This is a genomic window from Flavobacterium panici (assembly GCF_024499525.1).
Lineage (GTDB): Bacteria > Bacteroidota > Bacteroidia > Flavobacteriales > Flavobacteriaceae > Flavobacterium > Flavobacterium panici.
The window spans coordinates 3,496,020-3,508,797 of record NZ_CP100437.1 but is presented as its reverse complement, the minus strand read 5'-3'; the positions used below and the strand labels follow the sequence as shown (position 1 = coordinate 3,508,797).

Annotated in this window: 7 protein-coding genes; all 7 read right to left on the bottom strand. The window is 37.2% G+C overall.

Features of this window, described 5'->3' with window-relative positions; all coding sequences use genetic code 11:
- Nucleotides 1–58: 58 nt before the first annotated feature.
- The gene (locus tag NLJ00_RS14760) at nt 59–721 is read right to left on the bottom strand and encodes an NUDIX hydrolase (RefSeq protein ID WP_256634328.1); all 663 of its coding nucleotides are present in this window, start codon (nt 719–721) and stop codon (nt 59–61) included.
- Between the two features lie 152 nt (nt 722–873).
- Nucleotides 874–2,676, bottom strand: coding sequence for a glycoside hydrolase family 2 protein (locus NLJ00_RS14755; RefSeq protein WP_256634327.1), 1,803 nt, complete (start codon nt 2,674–2,676; stop codon nt 874–876).
- Nucleotides 2,677–2,804: 128 nt separating this feature from the next.
- Nucleotides 2,805–4,715, bottom strand: a complete 1,911-nt coding sequence (locus NLJ00_RS14750) for a glycoside hydrolase family 97 protein (protein ID WP_256634326.1) — start codon at nt 4,713–4,715, stop codon at nt 2,805–2,807.
- 15 nt (nt 4,716–4,730) lie between these two features.
- Nucleotides 4,731–7,067 (bottom strand): sugar-binding domain-containing protein, encoded by a 2,337-nt coding sequence (locus tag NLJ00_RS14745; protein WP_256634325.1) that lies wholly within the window; start codon nt 7,065–7,067, stop codon nt 4,731–4,733.
- 213 nt (nt 7,068–7,280) lie between these two features.
- On the bottom strand, nt 7,281–9,059 hold the full coding sequence (locus NLJ00_RS14740; RefSeq protein WP_256634324.1) for an NPCBM/NEW2 domain-containing protein: 1,779 nt from the start codon (nt 9,057–9,059) through the stop codon (nt 7,281–7,283).
- Nucleotides 9,060–9,105: 46 nt separating this feature from the next.
- Nucleotides 9,106–11,013 (bottom strand): glycoside hydrolase family 44 protein, encoded by a 1,908-nt coding sequence (locus tag NLJ00_RS14735; RefSeq protein ID WP_256634323.1) that lies wholly within the window; start codon nt 11,011–11,013, stop codon nt 9,106–9,108.
- Nucleotides 11,014–11,115: 102 nt separating this feature from the next.
- Nucleotides 11,116–12,750 (bottom strand): alpha-L-fucosidase, encoded by a 1,635-nt coding sequence (locus tag NLJ00_RS14730; RefSeq protein WP_256634322.1) that lies wholly within the window; start codon nt 12,748–12,750, stop codon nt 11,116–11,118.
- Nucleotides 12,751–12,778: the final 28 nt, after the last annotated feature.

Here is a 12,778-nt window from a genome sequence, read left to right as displayed (position 1 = left end):
ATGATGTGTTTACATAACCCAACACACAGAAAAGCGCATTTTAGAAGAAAATATTAAATTAAAAAATCACATATTTTCTTTCCATTGCTAACTTTTCGTACTCCCTTACATTAAATTTATATCGCCTTTCCGTTTCAATTTCACCACTTTTTTGCTCATCAGCAAGAGGTACTATGATTTTTTTCTGCACATTTTTTTTGCTAAAAATCAATTCATTAGCCTCAATACCTAAGATTTCCTTATAAAGATTTGTAAGCTCAGATAATGTAAATTCCTCTGGCAGAAGCTCAAAACCTACTGCTGATTCACGTAATGCATTCCTTATTTGATGAAGACTTAAATCCAGAATTTTATTATGATTAAACAATAAATCCGGTACATCTGTGACTTTCCACCATCTCTTATAATACGGACTGGCTCCAAAATTCGATCTATAATTATCAATATTTATGAGTGCATAATATTCAATCGTTACATTGCGATCCGAACTTTGCTGATCTGGATTAATAAAAGTTCTTAACTGTCTTAAAAATATATATTTTCCCGTTCCATACTCTTGCGCCAAACGAGATGCTGTATCATCGGCACTTTCATTATCCTTAAGCATGCCACTTAAAATTCCCCATTTAGCATTTGCGTTATTGTTTTCCTTTGATAAAAGAACTTTAAGAGTGCCGTCATCATAACAAAAAATAGCACATTCTATAGCAATTTTAATCATAACAGATATTTAGTTCATTTTTTTTATAATTCATTATCTACTCCAAATCAACATACCAACAGGTTTCAGTATTTTCTCCCCAACCAGTACTTTAGCATTTGCAGTAATCAGGAAAATTAACACCAAAATTGTTTCTTATAAAACTGATTTTTTCATCTTCTTTTATAATATTCATTCATAATATACCACGCCTTCTTTTTTTCTCCTTTTTCAGATAACAATCCTTTTCTATTGTATCCCTTTTGATATACCTGATTCATTCTTCCCAATGATTTATAATCAAATAATAGCCACGGAGAGATGCCACATAAGTTTGAAATGGTATTAAACATTTCAAGCTGATCGATATAAACCTGTTTCTGATAGTCTTCTGTCCAGCCAGAAGCTTCATCTGTAGGTCCTGTACTACTTCCATAAAGTGCTTCTGCGCCAAACTCTGAAATAAATACCGGTTTATCCGGATAAGTAAAGTTCCATTTTACATCAGATGGTTTACCCTGCCAGGGAATATACCAGCCAATATATTCATTGATGGCAACCAAATCGGAATATTTATAAAGTGTATCCCAAACATTAAAAGAGTTATTCGCATAAGATTGTGTATTGATAACATGGGTTATCAACCGTGTTGAATCTATTGCCCTGCATTTTTGAGTTAATTCAACAAGAGCATCGTTCCGGTTTGGTGTACCGGGATAGGTTTCGTTTGAAAGACTCCAGACAACAATTCCACAGCGATTTTTGTCTCTGCGAATCATTTCTTTCAACATCGTCTCCATCTTTTTTGGAACAAGGCTATCCGAAAATTGAATAAACTGATATACCGGAAGTTCACTCCATACCATAAGTCCCATTTTTTCAGCTTCCCTGACCATATTTTCATTATGCGGATAATGAGCCAGGCGAACAAGGTTGCAACCTAATTCTTTTGCGGAATTTAACAACAACAGGGCATCTTCTTTAGAATAGGCCCTTGCTCCTTTATTTGGATTTTCTTCGTGTATATTTACTCCTTTAAAAAAGATCTCTTTTTTATTAAGCAGCACTTTACTTCCTTGTACTTCAATACATCTAAACCCAATAGTATCACTAACAGTATCTGTTTCACTTTCAATTATTACTTTATAAAGCTTAGGATTTTCAGGAGACCAAAGCTTTAGATTCGAATCAAACTCTATAAAGGCATACCCTTTACTATCTGATTGGGTTTTGTAGGTTTTGTTGAGTTCAGGAATTTTTATTTTAATCTTTTGTTTTACATTGCTTCCATTGAGCTGAACCCATCCCAATACTTTGTTCAGACTTCCTTTTTTTAGCTGAACGGAATAATCTTCTATAAAGGTTTTACCAGTTTCAATCAAATTAACATCCCGGGTAATACCTCCATAATTGAACCAGTCGTATCCTATACCCGGCAAACCATTCTGCAAACGCTGATTATCCGCTTTAACGATAAGGGCATTTGCTCCTTCTTTTACTTTGCCTGTAATTTCGAACTCAAAAGGAGTAAATCCGCCTTCGTGGCTTCCTATTTTTTCACCGTTAAGATATATGTCCGCCAAATAATTTACCGATCCAAAGTATAGAAATAACCTTTTTTCATTATTAGATTTATAATGGAATACCTTTTTGTACCAAACAATACCTTCCAAATAAGTCAGTTCGGGTAATTGCGAATTAAAGTCTCCGGGGACTTTTAGCATTGGCCCGCCATCAAAGGAATACTCCACAAAGTCGGTTTTCTTTTGCGGCTTTTTTTCCAGCCAGACCTGTTTCCATTCTCCTATTCTGGTGGGATCCAAAATAATCTGCCATTCATCATTCAAACTAGATAAGTGTCGGGACTCAACATTGGCCATTGCAGTTTGAGCCTGTAAATAATTGCCCAGCAAAAGCATGATCAAAGGAAATAATCCCGTGTTTTTCAACCCTCTTCTATGCGCTTTTTTATTCATAATTTAATTGCTTTAATTACATTAACTGATTCTTTAAACGTAATGTAAGTGTTTAGAGATTAAAAAATTATAACTATTCTCTATTCCCGCAATATTTTATTTGTAATACTTCATAAATACATTAAATATTATTTATTGATCGAACCAACAAACCCTCCGCCTGGAAGACATTCAATTTTTACAGTACTTCCTTTTTTTATCTTTATTATTTCTGAAGAAAAAGATTTGCCATCCTTTCCGTCTTTGATCAGCTGAAAGCTATAATTTCCTTTATCAATAAAATCAAACTTCACCAGTAAAGTCTGAGATACATTTTTTCCGTTTAGTCCGGCTATGTACCACTTCTCTCCTTTCTTTCGCGCCATAATCACTTTCTCCCCTGGATAACCATCGATTAGTTTTGTATTATCCCATACAACAGGAACATGTTTCAAAAACTCTTTTGGTTCTTTCGGTAAAGATTCGTAGGCTGAAGGTTTGTCGGCAAAGTGCTGCAATCCTGATTCAAATACAACAGATAAAGCCAATTCATGTGCATAAGATGTTATATGTGGATGTTGTGAATCTGAAAATGTAACCGGAGTATAATCCATTGAGCCAATCACATTTCGTGTAAACGGAAGTGTGGTATTATGAGCTGCAGCTTTATTAGTCAATACCTGATCATTAGTGTACCATTCGGCACCATATACCGCCTCTGTTGTCATGAGGTTGGGATAAGTACGCGCCCAGCCACGCGGCACTGTTGCGCCATGAAAGTTGACTAATAAATGATATTTGGCCGCATCCTTAAGGATATCAATATAATAGTTCATCATATCTTGCTGGTCACCGGCAAAAAAATCAACCTTAATTCCACAGACTCCTATTTTATTGAGCCATGAAAATTCTTTTGCACGTTTTTCTGCTGTAAGTAAACGATCATTTGGTGTCGGGTCAAGCCATATTGTTCCTGAATTGTACCACATCAATGGTTTTATTCCTTTGCTTTTTGCATAGTTTACGGCATCGGTTATATTTCCACCATTAGCCATTACATCCCATTCCCAATCGATCAGCACATATGGCCAATTCATTTCTACCGCTAAATCTACATATTCAACTACCTTTTTATAATCCTTTGAACCATGATTATTTGCCCAGTAGATCCACGAAACTGCGCCGGGTTTAATCCATTCCGTGTCTATTAACTGGCTGGGGTCGCTTACATCTGAAATCAAAGTAGATTCGACAATATCTGACAATTTTCCAATGATAAGAGTATGCCATTGAGAATTCCATGGTAATGTAGTCTTAACACCTGTCTGCTGAAAATTATCACGGGCAGAAGGGTACGTAACCTGATATTGGTTACTGTTTTTCAGGTTAGATAATTTTGCAGCACAATTATTGGCTGTTATATTCGCTTCAGAAATTAGCACCCAAACTGGCTGATCATTCACTTTGCACAAAGCCGGAAAACCCCATTCCTGATCTTTATTAACAGCTGAATCTGTTTTGTTTAGTGGGAAGAATTTTTCATACGAAATATCATAAGGCTGCATCCAAGAAGATGTTTTATCCGGTAAAACATAAGTTGTAACTTCATTAATAATAGCAACCTGTGATTCTAAATGATTTGGAAAAACATAACGAAATGCAACACCGTCATTATAGACCCTGAAAACAATATTCATTGGCTGTTGATTGGAATTTTGAAAATGGAATGTTTTTTCGGTGCCTAAATTTTCGCATAATTGGCGTTTGCCACAAACCATTTTGTACTTATCGTGTATTGAAACAGGTTTTGATTCTGCAACAAAATTCAGGTTGTCTGTAAACTGTTCATCAGCACGATTAATACCTAATTTAGAATCAGGCAATACCTCTGTAAACTTATTTTCGATTTTATATAAAGCTTTAAAAGAAAGATGATGTAAAGCATTTTTATCGTACAAATTCAAAATAACTTTTATTTTTCCGTTGGGCGAAATTATTTCCTGTGCATTTATAATAAATGAACTTAAAATAAAAAATAGAAAAGTGATGGTATGTTTCATTGCTCTTTTTATGTATTACTTATTTTGAGTTGATTTAATAGAAATACTATTTTCTTCCAACTGATCAGATGTTACACTTAATTTGATTTCACCTGCCTGATGATTACTTTTTATTACTACTAGTGCCCTCCCATGCCAAGTCTTACGAGTATTATTGAAGTATTTCTCAAAGTCCTTAATATCAGCGTTATCAACTCCCGCAATGATACCTGGTCCATCGATTTTAAAATTCAATCTATTGGTCGCGTTGGGCTGGAATATTCCGTTCTTATCTGTTACTTCGATAGTTATATACGATAAGTCCTGACCGTTGGCTGCTATTTCCTTTCGGTCGGCTGTAAGCTTTATTTTTGCGTCATCACCGGCAGTTTGTAATATAACTGATTCTGTTTCCTTATCACCTTCTACTCCAACAGCTTTAAGCAAACCTGGTGTATACGGAATCGAAAAAGCAGCCTTAAATTGCTCGTCTTTACTCGTTTTTTGTTCACCAACCAGTTTGTCATTAAGGTACAACCTTACTTTTGGATATTTTGAATATACTTCTACCTGAATTGTTTTCCCTTCAAAACCCGGCCAAGTCCAGCTTTCCCACGTTGGATAAACCGACCACCATGTTTCTTTGATTTCTAACGGTTCCGGGGCTGGTTCACGAACCGCCATGTAGAGCTTCTCGTTAGTATTATACAACATACTTCTGTAATACGAAATAGGCTTTCTCCAGCCAATCAAATCAATATCACCACAGTATGCACCGTGATAAGGGAAGAAATCATTTTCCCAGTGCTGCCCGGGAACTTCTCCCGAATAGTAATAACGACCAATTCCTGACTCACCCAAATAATCCATGGCCGTCCAAACAAAATCTCCTATTACGTAATTGTTTTCCTGTACCAATTTCCAATTGTTAAAAGCATCTTTAGGATAGGATTCCGTTTGCACTATGATACGCGAAGGCACTCTTTTATGGTCGTCGGGAGTAGTATGCAGGTTGTAATTATAACCAGCAACATCGTGAACGTTTATCAAAGGATCCAGGTTTTCCCATTTGTCTAAATTCACAACTGCAGAAGTTACAGGCCTTGTCGTGTCTATTTTTTTTATTTCCTGCAAAAGCATTTTAGCTGTTTCAACAGCCTCCGGTTTTCCTCGTTCAACAATTTCGTTACCTATGCTCCACATCACGATAGCGGGATGGTTTTGATCCCTCAAAATCATGGACTGCAAATCTTTCTTCCACCATTGATCAAAATATTTTGCATAATCGTTGGTGTTTTTCCCAATTTTCCAGCAATCAAAAGATTCGTCCATTACCAGTAAACCTAATTTATCGCAGGCATCAAGGAACGCTTCAGAAGGCGGATTGTGAGAAGTTCTCACTGCATTGAATCCGCCAGCCTTAAGTAATTCTACTTTGCGCTCTTCGGCACGGTCAAAAGCTGCAGCGCCTAAGCAGCCGTTATCATGATGAACGCATCCACCGTTTATTTTTACTGTTTTTCCATTCAATTGAAACCCCTTTTCGATAGTAAATTTTAGAGAACGGATACCAAAATTGGTTTTTGAATCGTCCAGCACTTTTTTATCTTTTGATATCTGAATCTGAGCCTGATATAAATTCGGCGTTTCTGGTGTCCAAAGCATCGGATTTGACACTTGTATGGTTTGCGTTATTTTCTTCTCGCCGTTGGCAGGAACCTCAACCTTTGTTTGATTATTTCCAACACTTTTAGAACTTTTATTTAGCAAATAAGTTGAAACAACAATTCTCTGTGGCGATGCTGTTTCATTTTTAACCTTGGTTTTTACCAGTACAGTCGCCTTTTTTGAAGATACCTCAGGAGTTGAAATAGCAACTCCCCAATTTGCAACATGTACAGGATCTGTAACCATCATCCATACATGGCGATAAATTCCTGATCCACTGTACCATCGGCTGTTCATTTGCTGTGAATTGTCGACACGTACTGCAATAACATTTTCTTTTCCAAAAATCAAATATGGTGTAAGATCATAACTGAATGATGAATAACCATAAGGATAAACACCTAGCGATTCTCCGTTGATAAAAACTTCAGAATTCATATAAACACCTTCAAAATAGATAGAAGCTTTTTTTTCCTTCCAGTTGTTCGGCACCTGAAAGGTTTTGCGATACCAGCCAATTCCTGACGGAAAATATCCGCCACCTCCACCAGTAGTATTTTTAGGATGAATTTTTCCTTCGATACTCCAATCGTGTGGCAAATCGAGTTTACGCCAGCTTTGATCATTGAAATCATTTGCTTTGGCTTCAGGAGCATCACCTAAAAAGAATTTCCAGTCATTATCAAATAACTTTTTCCTTTCCATCCTATTTTGCGCATATCCTGAAGAAAAGCTTATAAATAGTATAAATGCGAATACTAGCTGTTTTGGGAGATATTGCTTTTTATATGAATTTAAGTTATTCATTTTGTTTTGTTTGTATTTCTAATTGAATTATTGGATATAGTATTCTTTTATCGATATGCTATTGCATAATTATAACAAAGGCTTTACAACACTTTGCAGAAAATTATTATCTTATCGCAAAGGAGTTATCTTATATAGTCCTGCCCCATGTTGTGGCAATTCTCGCTCAAAGTTTCCATTAAAAGTTCCGAGATCTTTGTGGCTCCACAAATCGTGCACTTTTGCTTTGCCTTTTATACCAATGTCCTCAAAGTTTACTTTTACATTTTCGTTATCAGGAATATCTAAAGTTCCTTTATCAACCAAAACCCCAAAATTCACTGAGCCTATTTCCTGCGTTACGTAGCCGGTTGCGGTAAAAGAATCATATCCTTCAGGCAATTGATAAATGATCACAGACTCTGCATGAGCACCAATGCCCTCTCGTGTCTCATTATTTATAATAATTGGGTTATTGTCGCAGGTACGATTGACATTCGCTTCTCCCCAGCCCGAGGTTGCGCTCAGCCATTTGAGGCTAGTCAGTTTTAAATCGCCTTTGGAACCGTGAAGTACAGGGTCTACCCAAATAATATGATCCCAATCATTAGTGTTTCCGCCATCTTTCACAAAAAGAATAAGTTTTTTACCCTCTTTTACCGATACTTCTACCTTTTGCGAACTTCCTTTGCCGGCAATTATTGGACTTATATAATCGGCATTGTTGAAATCAATATTCTCTCCCTTGCTTTGCGCATTAAAAAGAGCCACATATTTGTCTTTGCTATTGGGTACGTCGGCTGTCCAGACAATCAGATTCTTTTCGCGCGACACCTGACGGTTATTTATACTTTGTTGATTTACTTTGAGCATTTCGGGATTGGTGAGCATTTCCTTGGTAAAATCGTCGAGCTTGGTCATGTCTCCACCAAAAATAAGCGGTGAACGACCAATAGCCCAAAGGCTCATAAGCGTATATTGTTCGTTTTGGGTGAAATTAGTTGGACGTTTGAATTCTACAATTCCTATGGGTAACATATCGGCATCTGGGAAATGTCCGGGTCCACGAAATGGTGTCCACACATCCAGTCGTTCAAACATGCCTTGCAGCAGCCCCCAGCGATCCCAAAAATCATCGGTGATACGCCACATATTGGCATGATTCATAACATGCTCGCCCATTTTAACCGGAGTTGCTCCCGGCGATAAACTTAACAGAATATGTCTCCCAGTTTTGTCTATTGCTTTGCGAAGAGCTTCAATTTCTGCCTTTTGCACATCATCGTAAGGTCGTGAAATATCGTCACATTTGATAAAATCAACGCCCCAGTCGGCATACATCTGTACAATAGAATTATAGTAAGCCTGACCCTCTGGACTATTAGCATTAACGCCGTACATATCAGGATTCCATGGACAAATAGAACTTTTAATAACAATATCCTGAGCTTTTATGTTTGTTCCGAGTACCGGAGTATTTTTTTCGACAGCCTGACGAGGAATTCCGCGCATGATATGAATACCAAATTTCAGTCCTTTAGAGTGCACATAGTCGGCAAGGTGTTTGAATCCTTTTCCATCAGCAGCTGAAGGAAATTTTTTCAGGCCGGGAGTTAAGCGGCCATATTCATCCATGGTAAGTGTTGCCTTCGGGTCGTAAGCATGTCCTTTTGATTCAGACTCATACCATTGAATATCTACTGTGAGATATTTGTATCCGCTGGGTAAAAGGTATTTTGCCATCGCATCTGCCTGTTCTTTTACCTGTTGTTCAGTAACGGTTGTTCCAAAACAATCCCAGCTGTTCCATCCAAGAGGCGGTGTTGATGCCCATTGGTGATATTTTTGGCCTGTTTGTGCATTTATAACACTAAAAACAAGTGCTAAAACCGGAGTAAGTTTATATTTCATTCTATTTTATTAGATTTAGTATTCCGGTTAATACTTTTAAATTGATTTATCGGCTAATTATAAAAGGAATACTTCTTTTATACCTGCTGTTTTTTACTAATAAAAAATACGAACCGACAGAAAATTTACTAACATCAAGAACTTGTATAACTTCGGGATCACTATTTACATTCATAACTTTTAGTTTTTGCCCTGCCATATTATACACTGTTAATTGGGTTGGTTCTGTAATTGTTAAATTAAATTTTATCTGAAGTTTATCGTTTGCAGGATTAGGATAAAGCATTACTGTTTCACTAACTGGTAGTGTATTTACATCATCTACTGACAATGTAGTTGCTGTCTTAAGCAAAACTGCAGTTGTAGACAAAGCAGGCACCGTAATGGTAAATGTACTTGAATTAACGCTTACAGTACTCTTTTTTAAGGCATTATTAGTGTGAGATACAAAGGTTTCTGTTGTCGGCAGTGCAGCAATCTGTAATGTTTCTGAATTTCCATTCGCTACTGAAAAGCCACTAAGATTTACCGTTATAGTACGCGATGCATTCATATCCTTGTTAACAATCATTACTGTCATTGCATCTCCAGATTGGTTTACGGAGGTATATGCTGAAACTGTGTTCTCTAGTGAAGAAGTACTGGAAACACTATATTCTTTAGCATAACGGCTGAAAAGATGTAAAGTTTCCCACATACCTATTGACCAGTTCCACGGACTAAACAATTCAACGCCGTTGTTGGCAAACGTACCGAGATGCGAAGCGTAAATAACAGATTCAAGACTTGGATTACTGCTTGACATGGTTCCCCATTCACTTAAACCGGCAGTTATACCGTGATTTGCACCAAAATGTTCAGTTAACCAACCATCAATACGCTTGAAAATGTATTGCTCTTTAAGAGAATCATCCCAACCTCCGGTACTTGTTTTAATACCGTTTGAACCCGGATAATCATAGCTTGTATCATAATAAATTCTATGTCCTTGTAATGCCGCTGCATCATTATTATTGTACGAAGGGTAGTTATGAATATCCAATACATCGACTAATTTAACCCCGGTTGCTTTATATTCATCACCGAGACGTTTTATGAAATATTCAATCCATGGATAATACCTTCCATTAACATATATTTTTTCATCTGACCATTGGTACCATTGCCATTCAGAGGTTGTAACAGGTCCACAAAGCTTGATACCCGGATAAATGGCTTTTGATTTTTTTGCTAATTCGATATAGCGATCCATAAAGTCAGAAGCCGATAATAATGTTGGCATAGCCCAATCATGGGTTCCGTTCCATATATCTACTTCGTTGTCCATATTCCAGTATACAAACTTGTCTTTGTTAAAGCCTTTACCATTGGTTCCAAACCAATCAGTAAGGATTCCCACCGAAGAGTCTGCTGGCCATGGTTTACTAAATAACTCAGGGTTTCCGTCAACAAGTGCTTTACTTCCTCCGCTTGTATTGGGCGTACCTCCACCAGCTAAATTCTGACCCACTCCAGACCAATACTGCGCCTGATTATACCCCCAATCATTGAAATTATTATTACTATTGGATGCAACCCTGCCCAGTAACTGAAAAGCAAACATACCTTGCATATCTGGAAAGTTGGCATTAATTTTTTGCGCCGATGCACTCCAATCAGCTGCATAAACATTATTATACCAATCGGGGTGAACGGCCAATTTTTCCTGCCAGTTATAGGCAGACGCATTATTTCCTCCATTTATACGGGCAAAACGCAAGCCAGCATCTTTATAAAATTGATCAGGATGATCAAGGAAGTCGTTTTTTCCATAGATGTATGGTGATATCTTTTTTTTGTTCACAGCAGCATTTACTTTAATCTGAACCGTCTGAGTAAAAGCTACAGTAGAAGTAAAGCAACAAAAGCTTATTACAAAAAAGTGTTTTTTCAAAAATAAAAATTGGTCATTCATTGTATTTGGGTTTTAATATATCTATATTTAGAGCATCTGAATCGCAAAAATTTCTTAAAAATCTTTTCTTTATCAGTAAACAAATCTGTATAGTTTCTCTACTTATTTTATCTTAAGCACTACTGCAATATCATTCGGAATAATCTTCGGTTTTATAATTACTAATGAGTCAGCATATTGTTTCCACGAAAGTTTCTCTTTACTTCCAAGTATCTCAATACTTTTAATTTTGCCCTCATTTTTATTCTTACTCAGCGATTTTAAGGAAATATTCTTTGATGGCACTCCCAAAAGCGTGGCGTAAAGAATTTTTCCATTTTGATTATAACGGATGTCTTTGGCGGATAACTTTATTTTTCCTTCATTAAAACTTTTGTTGTCAGCAGTTTTTACCAATTCTGAAGCAGGTCCCTCACCAAAGTATTTCCATGGACGTGTATCAAAAATGCTTTCTTTGTTGACATCCATCCAGGACGCTATTTTTTCAAGAATTGCTACTTCCTTATCATCGATCGTGCCGTCTCCCTTAACAGGAATATTAAGCAAGAGATTTCCGTTTTTACTAACAATATCAACTAACATATGAATTACTGTCGCTGCAGATTTGTATCTGTTATTTTCATAAACAGACTTACTGTAATGCCAGTCACCAATACAGGTACAGGTTTGCCACGGAAGACTTTGGGGAGTATCCGGAGCACCACGCTCTACATCCCAAACCATGCATTTTTTTTGTTCATCGGTTAGTATTTTCCCAAATAAAACAGCCTCCAGTTTGTCATTATGGGTTGCCATATTATGATTGTAGAAGTCAGCTGCAATTTTGAGCCCTGCATCGCTTATCGGATAAAGAGGCAGTGCAACATCATCAAAATAAAGCAAATCAGGATTGTACTTATTGATAAGATCTATGGTTCGGTTATAGAATTTTTCACAGTACTCCTGTGAAGGTACTGCTGCTTCATTGCTCCAATCCCATTGATTCCACAAAGCATAAAGGTCATTTTCACTTCCCTTGCTCAAAGGGTGATTTTGAGCATACAGTTCGGCAGGATCAAGTCCTTCCCACCATGTTCCTTTACCATCTGCTTTGGTAAGTTTTCCATCGTAGGGAACTCCTGCTAATACTCCCTTCTTATCTGAACGTTGAGCGGTTTCAAACCAGGTCCAGGCGTGTGAAGCGTGTACACTAAGCCCGAATGGCAGATTATATTTTTTTGCTGCTTTTGACCAACCAGTGATAATATCTTTCTTAGGCCCTACACGTACCGAGTTCCATTGCTGGTATTTACTCTCCCACAGATCCAGATTATCATGGTGATTGGCCATGGCAAAGAAATACTGAGCACCTGCCCTTTTGTACAGTGCTACAAGTTTTTCAGGATCCCAATTTTCAGCTTTCCAATCCTTAATAACTTCCTTGAATCCAACTTTGGAAGGATGCCCGTAATGCTCCGTAAACCATTTATATTGGTCACCGTCTTCGTTGTACATAAATCTCCCAAACCAGTCTCCTTGTTCAGGCTGGCATTGAGGCCCCCAATGTGCCCATATGCCAAACTTGGCATTACGGAACCATTCAGGTGTCTTATATTGCTGCAGCGATTGCCATGTTGGCGCGAACTTTCCGGCAGCAACAGGTTCGTTACCCTCCCTAATCGGGGATACATACTTTTCCTGAGCTGCCAAAAAATTCAAAAACAACATACAAACCATTATAAACCGGTTAATTTTCATATGTCTTTTATATTTTAATATTTATATT

Bases quoted from the DNA above. Each gene is read 5' to 3' on its own strand.
- NLJ00_RS14760 (WP_256634328.1), bottom strand. From the start codon at position 721: ATGATTAAAATTGCTATAGAATGTGCTATTTTTTGTTATGATGACGGC.
- NLJ00_RS14755 (WP_256634327.1), bottom strand. From the start codon at position 2,676: ATGAATAAAAAAGCGCATAGAAGAGGGTTGAAAAACACGGGATTATTT.
- NLJ00_RS14750 (WP_256634326.1), bottom strand. From the start codon at position 4,715: ATGAAACATACCATCACTTTTCTATTTTTTATTTTAAGTTCATTTATT.
- NLJ00_RS14745 (WP_256634325.1), bottom strand. From the start codon at position 7,067: ATGGAAAGGAAAAAGTTATTTGATAATGACTGGAAATTCTTTTTAGGT.
- NLJ00_RS14740 (WP_256634324.1), bottom strand. From the start codon at position 9,059: ATGAAATATAAACTTACTCCGGTTTTAGCACTTGTTTTTAGTGTTATA.
- NLJ00_RS14735 (WP_256634323.1), bottom strand. From the start codon at position 11,013: ATGAATGACCAATTTTTATTTTTGAAAAAACACTTTTTTGTAATAAGC.
- NLJ00_RS14730 (WP_256634322.1), bottom strand. From the start codon at position 12,750: ATGAAAATTAACCGGTTTATAATGGTTTGTATGTTGTTTTTGAATTTT.